This is a genomic window from Enterobacter mori (assembly GCF_025244905.1).
Classification (GTDB): domain Bacteria; phylum Pseudomonadota; class Gammaproteobacteria; order Enterobacterales; family Enterobacteriaceae; genus Enterobacter; species Enterobacter mori_A.
Genome location: NZ_CP104285.1, coordinates 1,511,227 through 1,529,258 on the forward strand (window position 1 = coordinate 1,511,227; position 18,032 = coordinate 1,529,258).

14 protein-coding genes are annotated in these 18,032 nt (G+C 58.1%); 5 read left to right on the plus strand and 9 right to left on the minus strand.

Translation table 11 applies throughout. The features are described from left to right. Nucleotides 1-17: 17 nt before the first annotated feature. From N2K86_RS07110 to poxB, 4 genes are all read right to left on the minus strand, one after another. A complete protein-coding gene (locus N2K86_RS07110; protein WP_238459182.1) occupies nucleotides 18-1,031 on the minus strand; it encodes an NAD-dependent epimerase/dehydratase family protein in 1,014 nt (337 codons plus the stop codon). Nucleotides 1,032-1,123: 92 nt separating this feature from the next. Next, on the minus strand, nucleotides 1,124-2,560 hold the full coding sequence (locus N2K86_RS07115) for an SDR family oxidoreductase (RefSeq protein ID WP_260660962.1): 1,437 nt from the start codon (nucleotides 2,558-2,560) through the stop codon (nucleotides 1,124-1,126). A 10-nt stretch (nucleotides 2,561-2,570) separates the two neighbouring features. Continuing rightward, on the minus strand, nucleotides 2,571-3,572 hold the full coding sequence (ltaE, locus tag N2K86_RS07120; protein WP_260660963.1) for a low-specificity L-threonine aldolase: 1,002 nt from the start codon (nucleotides 3,570-3,572) through the stop codon (nucleotides 2,571-2,573). Nucleotides 3,573-3,610: 38 nt separating this feature from the next. Next, entirely contained in the window at nucleotides 3,611-5,329 is a 1,719-nt protein-coding gene (poxB, locus tag N2K86_RS07125) for a ubiquinone-dependent pyruvate dehydrogenase (RefSeq protein WP_248206625.1), read from the minus strand. Nucleotides 5,330-5,480: 151 nt separating this feature from the next. Here poxB and N2K86_RS07130 point away from each other — a divergent pair, with 151 nt between their 5' ends. After that, nucleotides 5,481-5,915: a DoxX family protein gene (locus N2K86_RS07130; protein ID WP_260660964.1), complete on the plus strand. Its 435-nt coding sequence runs from the start codon at nucleotides 5,481-5,483 to the stop codon at nucleotides 5,913-5,915. A gap of 115 nt (nucleotides 5,916-6,030) precedes the next feature. Here the strand turns inward: N2K86_RS07130 and hcr are convergent, their stop codons facing one another. The 3 genes from hcr to N2K86_RS07145 form a co-directional block, all read right to left on the minus strand. Beyond that, nucleotides 6,031-6,999 carry an NADH oxidoreductase gene (hcr, locus tag N2K86_RS07135; RefSeq protein WP_260660965.1) on the minus strand — a complete coding sequence of 323 codons (969 nt, stop codon included), beginning with the start codon at nucleotides 6,997-6,999 and terminating at the stop codon, nucleotides 6,031-6,033. 10 nt (nucleotides 7,000-7,009) lie between these two features. Continuing rightward, nucleotides 7,010-8,662, minus strand: coding sequence for a hydroxylamine reductase (gene hcp, locus N2K86_RS07140; protein WP_260660966.1), 1,653 nt, complete (start codon nucleotides 8,660-8,662; stop codon nucleotides 7,010-7,012). A 144-nt stretch (nucleotides 8,663-8,806) separates the two neighbouring features. Next, nucleotides 8,807-9,706, minus strand: coding sequence for a lysine exporter LysO family protein (locus N2K86_RS07145; RefSeq protein WP_260660967.1), 900 nt, complete (start codon nucleotides 9,704-9,706; stop codon nucleotides 8,807-8,809). Nucleotides 9,707-10,010: 304 nt separating this feature from the next. On the opposite strand from N2K86_RS07145, the gene N2K86_RS07150 reads away from it, so the two are divergent. Continuing rightward, nucleotides 10,011-10,997: an IS110 family transposase gene (locus tag N2K86_RS07150; protein ID WP_260658920.1), complete on the plus strand. Its 987-nt coding sequence runs from the start codon at nucleotides 10,011-10,013 to the stop codon at nucleotides 10,995-10,997. Nucleotides 10,998-11,070: 73 nt separating this feature from the next. On the opposite strand, the gene aqpZ is transcribed toward N2K86_RS07150, so the two are convergent. After that, the gene (aqpZ, locus tag N2K86_RS07155) at nucleotides 11,071-11,766 is read right to left on the minus strand and encodes an aquaporin Z (RefSeq protein ID WP_126543572.1); all 696 of its coding nucleotides are present in this window, start codon (nucleotides 11,764-11,766) and stop codon (nucleotides 11,071-11,073) included. Between the two features lie 374 nt (nucleotides 11,767-12,140). On the opposite strand from aqpZ, the gene N2K86_RS07160 reads away from it, so the two are divergent. Further along, nucleotides 12,141-13,799 carry an ATP-dependent endonuclease gene (locus N2K86_RS07160; RefSeq protein ID WP_260660968.1) on the plus strand — a complete coding sequence of 553 codons (1,659 nt, stop codon included), beginning with the start codon at nucleotides 12,141-12,143 and terminating at the stop codon, nucleotides 13,797-13,799. On the opposite strand, the gene N2K86_RS07165 is transcribed toward N2K86_RS07160, so the two are convergent. After that, nucleotides 13,796-14,752 carry a VirK/YbjX family protein gene (locus tag N2K86_RS07165; RefSeq protein WP_260660969.1) on the minus strand — a complete coding sequence of 319 codons (957 nt, stop codon included), beginning with the start codon at nucleotides 14,750-14,752 and terminating at the stop codon, nucleotides 13,796-13,798. The two genes, N2K86_RS07160 and N2K86_RS07165, sit on opposite strands and share 4 nt — an antisense overlap. A gap of 160 nt (nucleotides 14,753-14,912) precedes the next feature. Here N2K86_RS07165 and macA point away from each other — a divergent pair, with 160 nt between their 5' ends. Then, nucleotides 14,913-16,028, plus strand: coding sequence for a macrolide transporter subunit MacA (gene macA / locus N2K86_RS07170; protein WP_260660970.1), 1,116 nt, complete (start codon nucleotides 14,913-14,915; stop codon nucleotides 16,026-16,028). Beyond that, nucleotides 16,025-17,965: a macrolide ABC transporter ATP-binding protein/permease MacB gene (gene macB / locus N2K86_RS07175; RefSeq protein ID WP_260660971.1), complete on the plus strand. Its 1,941-nt coding sequence runs from the start codon at nucleotides 16,025-16,027 to the stop codon at nucleotides 17,963-17,965. Before macA ends, macB begins: the two co-directional genes overlap by 4 nt. Nucleotides 17,966-18,032 lie beyond the last annotated feature (67 nt).

Sequence of the window (18,032 nt, forward strand, 5' to 3'; positions counted from 1 at the left end):
ACGTGAGCCTGAATCGCTTATCGGTGCAATTTCCCGTGATCCCGCAGCCACGCCGCCGTGCGCACAATCCCTTCATCCAGCGTCACAACCGGTTTATACCCTAGCTCGTTCTCTGCCCGCGAAATATCCAGCGTAAAATCAAAGTTAAGCTTCGACACACCGTAATGCGTCAGCGCGGGCTCTTTGGCCGATTTACTGCCAAAACGCTCCATGCTGCGGGCAATCATGTCCAGCATCGGGTAGGGCACAGAACGGATACGGCAGTCGATCTGCAGCTCGTCAATCAGCCTTTGCACAATGCTGCGAAGCGTGCACGGTTCGCCGTTGGTGATGTTGTAGGCGCGACCGGAGATCAGCTTATCGCAGTCCGGCTGGCTTGCCAGCCACATGGCGTGAACGGCATTTTCGTAGTAGGTCATATCCACCAGCGCATCGCCGCCGCGCGGCAGCAGCACGCTGCCGTAGTGGTGCATCATCTGCGCCAGACGCGGAATAAACACTTTGTCGTGTGGCCCGAACAGGCTCTGCGGGCGCAGCACCGTAAAACGGGTATGCGGGTTCGACTGCGCCAGCAGGTCGATCACCTCTTCGCTGGCCGCCTTGCTGCGGGCAAACTCACAGGCAAAGCGAGCCGGGCGGAAATCTTCCTGCACATCGCGATGGTGGTGATAGTCAAAATAGAGTGACGGAGAGGAGATATGAATGAAATTACGCACGCCCCAGGCAACGGCCCATTCGCCCAGGCGGCGCGTGGCGCGCACGTTGGCGAGATCGAAGGCTTCCTGGGTGCCCCACGGGGAGGTAAAACTGGAGCAGTGCCACAGTGTGTCGATACCGGCGAGCATCACTTTCGCCTGAGAGGAGACCAGCTCCGTCAGGTCGGCATGGACAAACTCTGCGCCCATTTTTTGCAGCAGCTTACCCATCGCCTCGTTGCGACCGGTAGCCCTGACGCTGATGCCTTTGTTGCGCAGAAACTCGACCGCATTTCGGCCTAAGCCGCTGGTCGCCCCGGTAACCAGTACCTTCATATCAATCCACTGTGTCGAAAAAGAATTTCGTGCGCATTCTTTCGTGAATTACGACGCTATGCAATGGGAAAGGTGAAAGAATAAGAGTTTTATTAAGTTGTTTTCGTTTTTTGTTCTGCCAGTTGCGCAATACGTTTTGCCATTCCGCGGAAGATAAACAGGTGTGCGGGGATCATCAACAGCCAGTAGAACAGACCCGGCATTCCGTGCGGATGCCACCAGGCGCGGACGTCCAGTTCCCGGTGGTCGCCTTTGTCCTTCAGCGTAAAGCAGAGCCGGCCCAGCCCTGGCGCTTTCATCCCAAACAGCAGCGCCAGCTGTTTTTCCGGCTCGACGATAATTACCTTCCAGCTGTCTACCGTATCGCCCACCGCCAGATACGGATGCGCCGGACGGCCTTTCGCCAGCCTGTGCCCCACCAGCAGATCCATCGCCCCGCGCGTTTGCCAGAGGAGATTACCGAAGAAATAGCGTTCTTTGCCGCCAATCTGGTTCACGACCTCCCACAGCGCTGCAAGGCTGGCGGAAGACTTCACCGTGCAGCCCGCCTGTTTCGGGTAATAGCCATACTCCGGCCGCCAGCGGGCAAAGGCCTGCGCGTCGTAGCCCCAGTCGCTGGAGTTCACCAGCTGCTCTTCCTCTTTCAGCGTATTACGCACGGCATCGTCAAAGCGGATCAAATCCTGGGGAATGATCGCCCGCAGCGCGCGATCGTCCGCCAGCAGATCGTGTTTGAGTCCCTGGATCAGCGCCCTGGCGGTCGTCGGCGGCACGGAAGTGATCACATTCAAAAACCACACCGAAATCCAGCGGGTCGGGAAGGGAATGGGGATGAGCCAGCGGCGGCGTCCGCTGACGCGCATAAAATGTTCGAACTGCTCCTGATAGCTCAGCACTTCCGGGCCAGCCGCTTCCAGCACGCGGTGTTGCTCCGCCGGGTGATCCAGCAGCGCCACCAGGTAATGCAGCAGGTTCTCCAGCGCAATCGGCGTGGTGCGCGAACGGACCCAGCGCGGCGGCGTGAGTACCGGCAGGTTGTAGACCATATCGCGCATCACTTCGAAGGCGGCTGAACCCGCGCCAACGATGATCCCGGCGCGCAGTTCGGTGACGGGGATATTGGCACCGCGCAGCGTATCGGCCGTCAGCTGGCGGGCACGCAGATGATCGGACTGCTCGCTTTCGGGGGCCTGGAGCGAGCTTAAAAAAATCACCTGCTTCACCGGCGTTTGCAGCAGGGCATCGCGGACGTTCATCGCCACCTGCCGCTCGTGGGCGATAAAATCTCCGCCTTCGCCCATGCTGTGCACCAGGTAGTAAAGCGTGTCGACCCCTTCCAGCAGCGCGGGAAGTTCCTTCGGCCAGTTGAGGTCAACGCTATGGCAGGTGACGCCAGGCAAGCTGAGCTTTTGCAGGCGTTCGGTGTTGCGTGCCGCAGCCAGCACCTGGTGTCCCTGCTGGCTTAGCGCCGCGGTGAGATGCTGACCGATATACCCGCTGGCGCCGAGCACCAGAATGCGTTGCGGCACGTGCTGCTCCTTAGCGCTGTAAAAACGCCTGCCAGTGTTTCACCACGTCCGCCAGCTGTTCGCGGCTCACGTCGAGGTGCATCACCAGACGCACGACAGGTGAGGCGTTGATCAGCACGCCACGGGATTTCATAAAGTCGCCCAACGCGGCGGCGTGCTCGTCACCGACGCGCACGAACAGCATGTTGGTGTCGTGGCGCATCACGTCGGCGCCAATTTCGCGCAGCTGCGCCGCCATCCACGCGGCGTTGTCGTGATCGTCCTTCAGGCGCGCCACGTTGTTTTTCAGGGCATACAGCCCGGCCGCCGCCAGAATACCCGCCTGACGCATGCCGCCGCCGGTCATTTTACGCCAGCGGTTGGCGCGCTTAATGTAGTCCGCATTGCCGACCAGCAGAGAACCCACCGGCGTGCCCAGACCTTTAGAGAGGCAAATGGTGAACGAGTCGCAATATTGCGTAATCTCTTTCAGCTCGCAGCCGTATGCCACCACGGCGTTAAAGATACGCGCGCCGTCCACGTGCAGGCCCAGCTTACGTTCACGGGTGAATTCCCACGCTGCTTTCAGGTATTCGCGCGGCAGCACTTTACCGTTATGGGTGTTTTCGAGGCTGAGCAGCCTGGTGCGGGCGAAGTGAATATCGTCAGCTTTGATTTTCGCGGCGACCTTATCGAGCGGCAGGGAGCCGTCCGGCGCGGCGTCAATCGGCTGCGGCTGAATGCTGCCGAGCACCGCTGCGCCGCCGGCTTCGTAGAGATAGTTATGCGCGCCCTGGCCGACGATATACTCTTCACCGCGCTCGCAGTGGCTGAGCAGCGCCACCAGGTTAGCCTGCGTTCCGGTGGGCAGGAACAGGGCGGCCTCCTTACCGCTCAGCTCAGCCGCGTAGCGCTGCAGTTCGTTGACCGTCGGGTCATCGCCGTAGACGTCGTCCCCGACCGGGGCGGCCATCATCTCTTCGAGCATGGCGCGGCTCGGGCGGGTTACGGTATCACTGCGTAAATCGATCATGGCATGTCCTTATTATTTAAAAGGCGATGCCAGATGTTTTACCTGAGCCAGTTGGTTTTTGCCAGTTCGATCACTTCGTCGCCGCGCCCGCTGATGATCGCGCGCAGCATATACAGGCTAAAGCCTTTGGCCTGTTCCAGCTTGATCTGCGGCGGGATCGCCAGCTCCTCTTTGGCGACGACGACATCCACCAGCACCGGACCGTCAATGGAGAAGGCGCGCTGCAGGGCTTCATCCACCTCTGAGGCTTTCTCCACGCGAATACCGGTGATGCCGCAGGCCTCGGCGATGCGCGCGAAGTTGGTGTCGTGCAGCTCGGTGCCGTCCGTGAGGTAGCCTCCGGCCTTCATCTCCATCGCCACAAAGCCCAGCACGCTATTGTTAAAGACCACGATTTTCAGCGGGAGCTTCATCTGCACCACCGACAGGAAATCCCCCATCAGCATGCTGAACCCGCCGTCGCCGCACATCGCCACCACCTGACGCTCCGGCGCTGTCGCTTTTGCGCCCAGCGCCTGCGGCATGGCGTTGGCCATCGAGCCGTGGTTGAACGAGCCAAGCAGGCGGCGTTTGCCGTTCATCTTCAGGTAGCGGGCCGCCCAGACGGTGGGCGTGCCGACATCGCAGGTAAAGATGGCGTCGTCGTCCGCGAAATGACTGATCTGCTGAGCCAGATACTGCGGGTGAATGGCTTTGTCGCTCGGTTTGGCGAGGTCATCCAGCCCCTTGCGGGCATCGCGATAGTCGCTCAACGCCTTATCAAGGAACTTGCGATCGGTTTTCTCTTCCAGCAGCGGCAGCAGGGCGGCAAGGGTCGATTTGATGTCGCCCACCAGCGCCATATCGACCTTGCTGTGCGCGCCGATGCTGGCCGGGTTGATATCAATCTGAATAATTTTCGCATCCGCCGGGTAGAACGGACGATACGGGAACTGGGTGCCGAGCAGGATCAGCGTGTCGGCATTCATCATGGTGTGGAAACCGCTGGAGAAACCGATCAGACCGGTCATTCCCACGTCGTAAGGGTTGTCGTACTCGACGTGCTCTTTGCCGCGCAGGGCGTGGACAATCGGCGCTTTCAGCTTCCCGGCAAATTCGAGCAGCTCTTTATGCGCGCCCGCGCAGCCGCTGCCGCACATCAGGGCGATATTGCTGGAGTAACGCAGCAGCTGCGCCAGCTTTTTCAGCTCCTCTTCAGCAGGCGTTACCACGGGCTGTGGGGCATGATACCAGTGGGTGCTGGCCCCTTCAGGCGCGGCCTTGAGGGCCACATCGCCCGGGATAACGACCACAGAAACCCCGCGGTTCAGCACGGCTTTACGCATGGCAATCGCCAGCACCTGCGGGATCTGCTCCGGGGATGAAACCAGCTCGCAGTAGTGGCTGCATTCACGGAACAGCTCCTGCGGATGCGTTTCCTGAAAATAGCCGCTGCCGATTTCGGAAGAGGGGATATGGGCGGCGATGGCCAGCACCGGTACGTGATTGCGGTGGCAGTCGAAGAGACCATTGATCAAGTGCAGGTTACCTGGTCCGCAGGATCCGGCGCAGACGGCCAGTTCCCCCGTAAGCTGTGCTTCCGCGCCTGCGGCGAAGGCGGCAACCTCTTCATGGCGGGTGGGCATCCATTCGATGGTCTTCATCTTGTTGAGGCTGTCGCTAAGCCCGTTTAGGGAATCGCCTGTTACGCCCCAGATACGCTTTACGCCAGCCTGTTCGAGGGTTTTCGCTATGTATGCAGCCACGGTTTGTTTCATGGGTGTCCTTCTCCTTTTTGTGATATCGCTTACAAGCTTAGAAGAAAGTCTCCGTATTGCCCGTCCAATCCCCCCAATTAAAAGGTGCTTTTCATGCGCAACGCTTCGGCATAATCTGGTGATACCTCAGTGAAAACAGGAATCATTTCAAATGGTTAAATCATTGTTAATTGCTGTTAATGAAAAGCTATCGTGCGACGATCTTGGCAAACTCTTGTTACGACTTGCCGTCGGCGGGCTGATGCTGTTTCACGGGTTGCATAAGCTTTTTGGTGGCGTGGGGTTCATCAGCGGCATGCTGGTGGAAAAGGGGTTGCCGGGGTTTATCGCCTACGGCGTATTGATTGGCGAAGTGGTGGCCCCGATCCTGATTATTGTCGGGCTCTTCACACGCCCGGCCGCGCTGGTGCTGGCGTTTACGATGATTGTGGCGTGGCTGATGGTGGGAACGAGTGAAACGTTCGCTCTCGATAAGGTTGGGGCATGGGCGATTGAAAGCCTGGTGTACTTCTTTATTGGCTCGCTGGCAGTCGCGTTTTTAGGGGCAGGGCGGTTTGCGGTAGGGAAAGCGCCGGCGTGGCGGTGAGGATAACAAAAGCCCGGTGGCGCTAGCGCTTACCGGGCCTACGAAGAGCAAACCTGTACAAAGTAGGCCGGGTAAACGCAGTGCCACCCGGCAAAGAAGGGGGCACCGCAGCGGATTACGCCAGCACCAGATCCCCCTGCGGATGACAGGAACATGCCAGCACATAGCCCTCGGCAATTTCCGCGTCGGTCAGCGTCATGGTGCTGGTGACGCTATACTCCCCGGAAATCACCTTCGTCTTACAGCAGCCGCACACGCCCGCACGACAGGCCGCCACTACCGGCACCTTGTTGCTTTCCAGCGCCTCCAGCAGCGTGGTGCCCACGCGGCCAAAGAAGGTCTGCGCAGGCTGCAGTTTGGTGAACTTAACGCCGCTGGTTGCCGCTTCCGCCACCGGCGTGAAGAACTGCTCTTTGAAGAAGCGGGTCACGCCAAGCGCTTTCACCTCTTTTTCGACGATATCCATGTAAGGCGCCGGGCCGCAGGTCATCACGGTGCGGTTCGCCATATCCGGCACGCTTTGCAGCAGCTCGCGGCTCAGGCGACCGGGCACAAAGCCGTGGGTCGCGTTGTGCTCAGCCACCAGCGTCACCGGATAATTACGCCACTCCTCGGCAAAAATGACATCTTCCGGTGAACGCACGCTGAAGATCACCTGCACGTCGGCCTGTGGGCGGTTCTTCGCCAGCCAGCGGCGCATCGACATAATCGGCGTTACGCCACACCCCGCCGCCAGCAGCAGGAACTTATCGTCTGCTTTATCGTCACAGGTGAAATCCCCCTGCGCGTCAGACAGCCAGATATAATCCCCGCGCTTCACGTCCCGCGTCAGCCACTGCGAGCCCGCGCCGTCGTCAATGCGGCGGACGGTGAGCGTAATGTACTCGCTCACGCCTGGCGTTGAGGAGATCGTGTAGGCGCGCAGGGTGTCCGCGGAATGGCGAACGCTGACCAGCGCATACTGGCCTGCACGGTACGGATAATAGTCATGGCACAGCAGTGACAGCGTCCACACATCCGGCGTCTCCTGATGGATGTGATGAACCTGCATCCGCCACGGACATTGTGAGGTTGGCATGGTCATGAATTACTCCTTACGCGCTCAGCAGCTGCTTCATGTCATCTTCAACGTTGGTCACGGAACGCAGACCGAATTTCTCGTTCAGCACCGCCAGCAGGTCCGGCGTCAGGAAGCCAGGCGCGGTTGGGCCGGTCACGATGTTGGTCACGCCCAATGAAAGCAGGGTCAGCAGGATGACAATCGCTTTCTGCTCGAACCAGGAGAGCACCAGCGACAGCGGCAGATCGTTCACGCCGCAGCCCAGTTTCTCCGCCAGGGTGACCGCCAGAATGATGGCCGAGTAAGCATCGTTACACTGGCCCGCATCGATCAGGCGCGGCAGACCTTCGATGTCGCCGAAGTCCAGCTTGTTGAAACGGTATTTGCCGCACGCAAGCGTCAGGATCAGGCAGTCTTCCGGCACGCGGGTGGCGAAATCGGTGAAGTAGTTACGCTCGCCGCGCGCGCCGTCGCAGCCGCCAACGAGGAAGATGTGGCGCAGCTTTTCACGGCTGACGAGATCGATCAGCGAATCAGCGGCGCCCAGCAGGGTCTCGCGACCAAAGCCGACGGTGATCAGGTGTGGAATTTCGCTGTACGGGAAGCCCGCCATCTGCTGTGCCTGGGCGATAACCGGACCGAAATCGTCACCTTCAAGATGGCTCACGCCCGGCCAGCCGACGATGCTGCGGGTCCAGATGCGGTCGTCATACGCGCCCACGGTAGGGTCGATGATGCAGTTTGAGGTCATCACGATAGGGCCCGGGAAGCGAGCGAACTCCACCTGCTGGTTCTGCCAGCCGCTGCCGTAGTTACCGATCAGATGCTTAAATTTACGCAGCTCCGGGTAGCCGTGCGCCGGCAGCATTTCGCCGTGGGTATAGACGTTAACGCCGGTGCCTTCGGTCTGCTTCAGCAGGTTGAAGAGATCTTTCAGGTCGTGACCGGAAATCAGGATGCACTTACCTTCGGTCGCCTTGACGTTGACCTGCGTTGGCGTTGGGTGGCCGTAGGTGCTGGTTTCACCGGCATCCAGAATGCTCATCACGCGGAAGTTCATCTGGCCGATTTCCATCGCGCATTCCAGCAGCGCGTTCATATCGGCAGGCCAGGTGCCCAGCCACGCCATGATTTTGTGGTACTGGGCGTAGATGTCGTTGTCGTACTGACCGAGCACATGCGCGTGTTCCATATAGGCCGCAGCGCCTTTCAGGCCGTACAGGCACAGCAGGCGCAGGCCGAGAATGTTCTCGCCAATCGCCGCTTTGTCTTTATTCGGGGTGAATTCTGCTGCCTGACGCTGGAGGTCGCCCAGATCGTCGCTCACCAGCTGCAGTTCAGACATCGGGTTTTCCACGCGGGCGCTGGCATCAGCCTTCAGGCACTGCGCTTTCAGCGCTTCACGCAGGGCAATCGCTTCGCGGGCATAACCTACAATGCGCGGAGAGTCGAAGTTAACGTTGGTCAGCGTGGAGAAGAAAGCGCGAGGGGCGAAGTTGTCTACATAGTGGTCGACAATGCCGTATTCACGGGCCTTGAACGCCCAGGCGGAAAGGCCTTGCAGGGCAGCAATCAGCAGATCCTGCAGGTCAGATGTTTCTGCGGTTTTGCCGCACATACCCTGTGCGTAGGAGCAGCCATTGCCTGCCGGGGTACGGATGGTTTGTTCACATTGCACACAAAACATAATCACACCTGTTAAAGTTATATTTGATATACATGTTTAAGGTTATGCCTGTGCCAGAACGGTGAAAAGGGCTTTCTGCTACAAAATAGAGGGAGATTGATTTAGCGCAATTTTGGCGGCAGGGAACCTACCGCCAAAGAAGTATCAGGCCGAGAAGAAGGCCATCAGAATGGGGACCAGCAGACTTAAAATAAAGCCGTGTACGATGGCGGCAGGCACCAGCTCCAGCCCTCCCGATCGTTGTAAAACCGGCAGGGTAAAGTCCATCGAGGTCGCGCCACACAGCCCCAGCGCGGTTGAGCGGCTGCGGCGTACCAGACCTGGGATCAGCATAATGGCAATCAATTCGCGCGCAAGGTCATTGAAGAAAGCGGCGCTGCCAATGACCGGACCGAACGATTCGGTCAGAAGAATACCGGAGAGGGAGTACCAGCCAAAACCTGACGCCATCGCCAGGCCGGTTTTCAGCGGCAGGTCGAGAATAACGGCATTAATCACGCCTGCGACCATTGAACTGGCGACGACGACAATGGCCACTATCATTCCCCGGCGGTTGAGGACAATCTGTTTCAGCGTCATGCCATTATTTCGCAGTTGAATACCGATCAGGAACAGCAGGAAGATCAGGGTATATTCGCTGGCCTCCGTGGCGTGCTGTAAAAATGACCATCCGGTAAGGCCCAGAAGAAAACCGAGTACCACGACGCCGCAGAGTTTTAATGATTCCAGCGCCATCGCAATACGGGAAGGGAGTTTTTCCTGTTGATGGTTATTTTTCCAGGGAATAGTGCGTTCCAGCCAGAAGAGTGCGGCAATATTGCACAGCAAAATAACCACCACAGTGACGGCGGAATAATGGAGGATGGAGAGTAAATTCGCTGACAGATTATCCAGGAATGCCAGGCTTATCCCCATAAAGAAAAGAATAACGTAAACAATCCAGCTGAGAAAACGGTTGATAAGCCGTAATGCGGATGCCTGATGCAGCGGAATAAGGTAGCCCACAATCAGGGGCAGCAGAATAATGAGGAGTCCTGAAAACATGAACAGCCGGTCCTTTTAGGTATCTGTTAAGCGCCAGAGACACTACCCAATAAAGGCTGTTCAGTAAAGCGGCAAAAGAAAGCCGGGTGGCGGCTGCGCCTTACCCGGCCTTGTATTATCCTCCCGTACAGAAAGAACCGGCCAGTTCTTTCTGTCAGGCAGTCCACATGCCGTACCCGGCCTTAGGCCTCGAGCCTGTGTTGTAGATCCCTGCAGTGGACTGCCCCTTCTCCACAAGTGACAAACCGGACAGTATCATGGACCGGTTTTCCCGGTAATCCGCATTCACAAGGTTGGTTTCACTATGGAACAGGAACTTCACTTTATTGGTATCGATGTCTCCAAAGCTAAGCTGGATGTCGATGTGTTGCGACCTGATGGCCGTCACCGCAGCAAAAAGTTTACTAACACCCCTAAAGGTCACGAGGAGCTGCTCAGGTGGCTCCGCAGCCATAATGTGGCTCCGGCCCACATCTGCATGGAGGCGACCAGCACCTATATGGAAGACGTCGCGGCTTCCCTCAGCGATGCCGGTTTCACCGTATCCATCATCAACCCGGCTCTGGGTAAAGCCTTTGCGCAGAGCGAAGGCCTGCGCAGTAAAACCGATGCCGTGGATGCCCGTATGCTGGCAGAGTTCTGCCGGCAGAAGCGTCCGGCAGCCTGGGAGGCACCGCATCCGGTGGAGCGCGCGTTGCGGGCGCTGGTACTGCGGCATCAGTCCCTGACGGACATGCACACGCAGGAGCTGAACCGCCGTGAGACGGCGCGGGAGGTGCAGATGCCGAGCATTGATGCGCACCTTCTGTGGCTGGAAGCGGAGCTGAAGCGGCTGGAGAAACAGATAAAGGACCTGACGGATGACGACCCGGACCTGAAGCACCGGCGAAAACTGCTGGACAGCATACCGGGTATCGGTGAAAAGACGTCCGCCGTGCTGCTGGCGTATGTGGGACTGAAGGACAGGTTCGGGCAGGCGCGGCAGTTCGCGGCGTTCGCAGGGCTGACACCGCGGCAACATGAATCCGGAAGCAGCGTAAACAGGGCAAGCAGGATGAGTAAGGCTGGCCATGTCTCGCTTCGCCGGGCGCTGTATATGCCCGCGATGGTGGCGCTGTACAAAACGGAGTGGGGAAAAGGATTCAGGGCGCGTCTGGAAAAGAACGGTAAGGGAGCGAAGCTGATAATCGGAGCGATGATGCGTAAGCTGGCGCAGGTGGCGTATGGCGTCCTGAAGTCAGGACGCCCGTTCGATGTCACGTTGCATCAGGAAAATGCTTGCGTGGCATAACAGTATCTACAAGTGCACACTCACGTAGGTCGGGTAAGCGTTAGCGCCACCCGACACCACAGGCCGCACGTAATTAATCGCGTTTTTCCAGCAGGGTGCGATACAGCACGCCGCCCAGAATACCGCCGATAATTGGCATCACCCAGAACAGCCACAGCTGTTCAAGCGCCCAGCCGCCCTGGAAGATGGCAACCGCGGTGCTGCGCGCCGGGTTAACGGAGGTGTTGGTCACCGGGATTGAGATCAGGTGAATCAGCGTCAGCGCCAGACCAATGGCGATTGGCGCGAAGCCTGCAGGTGCATATTTGTCCGTAGCGCCGTGAATGACCAGCAGGAAGCCTGCGGTCAGTACGATTTCAATCACGATGGCAGACAGCATTGAGTAGCCGCCTGGTGAGTGTTCACCGAAACCGTTAGAGGCGAAACCACTGGCTGCGGCGTCAAAGCCTGCTTTGCCGCTGGCAATTACGTACAGGACTGCGGCTGCAATAATGCCGCCAATAACCTGGGCAATAATATAGCCTAATACGTCTTTCAACGGGAAACGACCGCCCGCCCATAAACCCAGCGTGACAGCAGGGTTAAAATGACCGCCGGAAATATGCCCTACCGCGAATGCCATGGTTAAGACCGTTAAGCCGAATGCCAGTGCGACACCGACAAAACCAATTCCTAATTCCGGGAATGCCGCTGCCAGCACTGCACTACCGCAGCCACCAAACACCAGCCAGAATGTACCAAAGCATTCTGCTGCTAATTTTCTGAACATAACCACCTCAATAATAAATTTCCGCACACTATCCTGCGCACGGGATATATCGCCATAAAGGGATGACGACTCAAAGAGCCTTTATTTTAGAAAGCAACAACACCCCTTCGCCACTTAAATAAATTCGGATAATTTGATTTAAGGCAATGTGATGTCAATCCTTGTTCAAACTGGAGGTAAATAGAGCATAGTCCAATTTTCGAACGGGAGTATCTTGTTCTGGAAGCACCTTTTCAAATGAAATTTGACGGGTAAATTCTGAATTTTTCGTGCGTCATCGGAATAACGGAGGTATCTGGCAGTGTCCAGTCGGCGCCGCTGCCGCTATACTGCTGATAACTTAAAGGAAAAAGTGATCATTCCGCGGGGGATTTATGCTTCTCGAACGTGTGGAAATTGTCGGGTTTCGCGGTATTAACCGCCTGTCGCTGCAGCTGGAACAGAACAACGTCCTGATCGGTGAAAACGCCTGGGGTAAATCCAGCCTGCTGGATGCGCTGACCCTGCTGCTTTCCCCTGAAAATGACTTGTACCACTTCGTTCATGATGACTTCTGGTTTCCGCCGGGCGACGTAACGGGGCGCGAGAAGCACCTGCATATCATCCTGACGTTCCGCGAGTCCGAGCCGGGACGGCATCGTGTGCGTCGTTTCCGCCCGATGTCGCCATGTTGGGTGCCATGCGATGATGACTATCACCGGATTTTCTATCGGCTGGAAGGTGAAATGGCGGAAAACGAGGGGGTACTCACCCTGCGTGAATTTCTCGATGAGAAAGGTAATCCCATCCCGCTGGAGAATATCGACGACCTGGCGCGCCACCTGATCCGCTTGACGCCGGTGCTGCGCCTGCGCGATGCACGCTTTATGCGCCGGATCCGCAACGGTACCGTACCCAATATGCCGGAGGTGGAAGTTACCGCCCGCGAGCTGGATTTCCTGGCGCGTGAGCTGGTCTCTCGCCCGCAGAACCTCACCGACGGTCAAATCCGCCAGGGGCTTTCGGCCATGGTGCAGCTGCTGGAGCACTATTTTTCCGAGCAGGGGACGTCACAGTCACGCCATCGCCTGATGCGTCGCCGTTCGCACGATGAACAACGCAGTTGGCGTTATCTTGATATCATTAACCGGATGATAGACCGGCCCGGTGGACGTACCCATCGGGTGATCCTGCTGGGGTTATTCTCAACGCTTTTGCAGGCGAAAGGCACCGTCCGGTTAGATCGGGACGCCCGCCCGTTGCTGCTGGTAGAAGATCCTGAGACGCGCCTGCATCCGATCATGCTCTCCGTTGCGTGGCACTTGTTGAACCTGCTGCCGCTGCAACGCGTGACCACCACCAACTCCGGTGAGTTGCTCTCGCTAACGCCCGTGGAATATGTTTGCCGTCTGGTGCGTGAATCCTCACGCGTATCCGCATACCGGCTGGGGCCGGGTGGCCTGAATGCGGAAGACGGTCGCCGCATTGCGTTCCATATACGCTTTAATCGTGCGTCATCGCTGTTTGCCCGCTGCTGGCTGTTGGTGGAAGGTGAAACCGAGACCTGGGTTATCAACGAACTGGCACGTCAGTGCGGTCACCACTTCGATGCGGAAGGTATTAAGGTCATAGAGTTTGCCCAGTCGGGATTAAAACCGCTGATCAAATTTGCTCGCAGGATGGGGATTGAATGGCACGTTTTGGTCGATGGCGATGAAGCAGGTAAAAAGTATGCCGCAACCGTGCGCGGTTTGTTGAATAACGATCGTGAAGAAGAGCGTGATCACCTGACTATGCTGCCCGCGATGGACATGGAACATTTTATGTATCGCCAGGGGTTTGACGATGTTTTTCACCGCGTGGCGATGATCCCGGTGGATGTTCCGATGAACATGCGGCGGGTGATCGCCAAAGCGATTCATCGATCGTCAAAACCGGACCTGGCCATCGAAGTGGCGACGGAGGCGGGAAGGCGAGGCGTGGAGTCCGTGCCCACGCTGCTGCGTAAAATGTTCTCCCGCGTGCTTTGGCTGGCACGAGGGAGAGCGGATTAACGTCGGGTCGCCTGCGTCATTTGTAGGATCAGGCTATCCAGCAGTCCGTAGCGGCGGCGGTATTCAGCACGTTTCTTACTCGCAATCTCTTCCATCGGTTTACGCGGCATGGTTAACGGCAGCGCGAAATGACCGCTTTCCTGGCGCTGACCGCCCAGGGAGAACCAGAAACTGTCGTAATCCGCCAGCAGTTTCCCCTCTTTTTTCTTGCGGTAACGCCAGCTACGGTAAATGTGGGTGGCATTGCTCACGGCGAAGATCTGTTCAACCGGGAACGTGGTGCCCAGCGTCATCGCAGCTTCAACCAGCAGACGTTTCGGGAACAGGCCGTGGCACGCTTTGGTTGCGCCCTGAATCAACTCATGCGGAACGTGCGCTTTTGCGCCCTGTAACCCGCCGATGAACAGCGTGGATTTTCCCTCAAACGGGCACAGCGTAAAGGTCATTTCGGCCAGCACGGTGTTCTGATGGTCACAGAAGGTGAGAGTCGCTTCACCCTCTTTGTCCATAAAGGCATCGGCGCACAGGCGAATCGTGAATTGCTGCTCGTCCTTACCGGTTAGCGTCAGCAGCGTCATCCCCTGCCTTGAAAGATAGCCATTGAGCAGCGCCGTGGGAAGGTGTTGGCTCATCGTCTGATAGTGCCCGTTTAGCGCCTCCAGCGCGTTCCGGCGGTTCATACTGACTGTCAGCCACGGACGATGCAGGCGGCACGGCAACCCGGGCTGAACCTGCAAGATTTGCATCAGACGCGGTTGCTTTGCCAGGCTTGCCAGCAGGCGAGCGGTGCTGAAGGGGGAAGCCAGGGAACGTAACATAAATTTGCGTCGATATGAGGAATTCTGCCACGCCAGACCAGGCGTGATGGCACCGGTTGCCAGACTTTTAAAAAGCGCCCAGCCGGATGTAGGCTGCGGCAGAGAGGAATAAGGTGTATCGACGATGGAAGACATGTTAGATCCTGCTTCTTGGGGGAAGAACGCTATTTCAGCAGGCGTTTTGTCAACGTCATGTAAACAAATACGGCCATTTCCAGAAAACAGGGGTTTCGTTGAGGAGTGGTTTAGATAGAATCAACGGTGATGTTAGCCAGAATAATTATTTGGAATATTTATGAACCTTAAGGGAAAACGCAGAAAACTGTTTCTGCTGCTGGCGGTCGTGCTGGTGGTCGGTGGATTCTGGCTTTGGCAGGTCCTCAATGCGCCTGTACCCCAGTATCAAACGCTGATCGTTCGCCCCGGCGAGCTGCAGCAAAACGTGCTGGCGACCGGCAAACTGGATGCCCTGCGTAAAGTCGATGTTGGCGCGCAGGTGAGCGGCCAGTTGAAAACGCTGTCCGTCGAGATTGGCGACAAGGTCAAAAAAGGCCAGCTGCTTGGCGTTATCGATCCTGAACAGGCCGAAAACCAGATCCGCGAAGTGGAAGCGACGCTGATGGAGCTGCGCGCGCAGCGTGCGCAGTCGCTGGCAGAGCGTAACCTGGCTCAGGTGACGCTGACCCGTCAGCAGGCGCTCGCGAAAACTCAGGTTATCTCAAAACAGGATTTAGACACCGCCGTGACTGAACTGGCGGTAAAGCAGGCGCAGATCGGCGCTATCGATGCGCAAATCAAACGCAATCAGGCCTCGCTGGATACGGCGAAAACCAACCTCGACTACACCAAAATTGTCGCGCCGATGGCCGGAGAAGTGACGCAAATCACCACGCTGCAGGGCCAGACGGTGATTGCGGCGCAGCAGGCGCCAAATATCCTGACGCTGGCGGACATGGGCACCATGCTGGTCAAAGCCCAGGTTTCCGAGGCGGATGTGATCCATCTTAAGCCGGGGCAGAACGCCTGGTTTACGGTGCTTGGCGATCCGCAAACTCGCTACGAAGGGGTGCTGAAAGACATTCTGCCGACGCCGGAAAAAGTGAACGATGCCATCTTCTACTATGCCCGCTTTGAGGTGCCTAACCCGCAGGGCGTGCTGCGTCTGGACATGACCGCTCAGGTGCATATCCAGCTGACCGGCGTGAAAAACGTGCTGACCGTGCCGCTCTCTGCGCTGGGTGAATCCGCCGGGGATAGCCGCTACAAGGTGAAGGTGCTGCGCAACGGCGAAACGCGCGAGCGGGAAGTGGTGATTGGCGCGCGCAACGATACCGACGTGGTGGTGGTAAAAGGGCTGGAAGAGGGTGAGGAGGTTGTCACCAGCGAAAGCCTGCCCGGAGCCGCTAAATGACCGCGCTGCTTGAGCTGAAGGATATTCGCCGCAGCTATCCGTCCGGTGACGGCCCGGTGGAGGTGCTGAAAGGGATCTCGCTGCGTGTGGAAGCGGGCGAGATGGTGGCGATTGTCGGCGCGTCCGGTTCGGGTAAATCAACGCTGATGAACATTCTCGGCTGTCTGGATAAACCCACCAGCGGTACGTACCGGGTGGCCGGAACGGATGTCTCCACGCTCGACGGCGACGCGCTGGCGAAGCTGCGCCGGGAACACTTTGGCTTTATCTTCCAGCGTTACCATCTGCTTTCTCACCTGAGCGCGGCACAGAACGTTGAGGTTCCTGCGGTCTATGCGGGCGTCGAGCGGAAGAAACGGCTTGAGCGCGCCAGGGCGCTGTTAACGCGTCTGGGGCTGGCGGAACGCGTGGAGTATCAGCCGTCGCAGCTTTCCGGCGGCCAGCAGCAGCGCGTGAGTATCGCGCGCGCCCTGATGAACGGCGGGCAGGTGATCCTCGCGGATGAACCGACGGGAGCGCTCGACAGCCATTCCGGCGAAGAGGTGATGGCGATCCTCCATCAGCTTCGCGATCAGGGGCACACGGTGATTATCGTTACCCACGATCCGCTGGTGGCGGCGCAGGCGGAACGCATTATTGAGATCCACGACGGCGAGCTGGTCAGCAACCCGCCGCCGCGTGAGTCCCGGGCGGCGGCACCGAAAGAAGTGCTACCGGCATCAACCGGCTGGGGGCAGTTCTCCAGCGGTTTTCGCGAGGCGCTGACCATGGCCTGGCTGGCGATGGCGGCCAACAAAATGCGTACCCTGTTGACGATGCTCGGCATCATTATCGGTATCGCCTCGGTGGTGTCGATTGTGGTGGTGGGCGACGCGGCCAAGCAGCTTGTTCTGGCGGATATTCGCGCCATCGGCACCAATACCATTGACGTTTATCCCGGCAAAGACTTTGGCGACGACGAGCCGCAGTATCAGCAGGCGCTGAAGTATGACGATCTGGCGGCGATCCAGAAGCAGCCGTGGGTGAACTCCGCCACGCCTGCCGTCTCGCAAAACCTGCGCCTGCGCTACGGCAACATTGACGTAGCGGCCAGCGCCAACGGCGTCAGCGGTGACTACTTCAACGTCTACGGCATGACCTTCAGCGAAGGGGCGACCTTCAACGCCGAGCAGCTGGCGGGCAGGGCGCAGGTGGTGGTATTAGACGCCAACTCCCGCAGGCAGCTGTTCCCGAATAAAACAAACGTGGTGGGGGAAGTGATCCTCGTCGGCAACATGCCTGCCACGGTGATCGGCGTGGCGGAAGAGAAGCAGTCGATGTTCGGCAGCAGCAAGATCCTGCGCGTCTGGCTGCCCTACACGACGATTTCCGGGCGCATTATGGGACAGTCCTGGCTTAACTCTATCACCGTTCGCGTGAAGGAGGGCTACGACAGCGCTATGGCCGAACAGCAGCTTGAGCGATTGCTCACCCTGCGCCACGGGAAGAAGGATTTCTTCACCTGGAACATGGACGGCCTCTTGAAAACGGCGGAAAAGACCACACGTACTCTTCAGATGTTCCTGACGCTGGTGGCGGTGATTTCGCTGGTCGTCGGCGGTATCGGGGTGATGAATATCATGCTGGTGTCGGTCACGGAGCGCACGCGGGAGATTGGCATCCGCATGGCGGTTGGGGCCAGAGCCAGCGACGTGCTCCAGCAGTTTCTGATTGAAGCGGTGCTGGTGTGTCTGGTGGGCGGCGCGATGGGGATTGCGCTTTCGATGATGATCGCGTTTGCGCTCCAGCTCTTTTTACCCGGTTGGGAGATTGGCTTTTCCCCCGTGGCGATCCTCACGGCGTTCTTATGCTCGACCTTCACGGGTATTTTGTTTGGCTGGTTACCGGCACGCAATGCGGCGCGGCTGGATCCGGTGGATGCGCTGGCGCGGGAATAACCCGAAAATAAAAATGCCAGCCGATCGGGCTGGCATTTTGCCTGCGTGGTGTACACAATAAATCAGA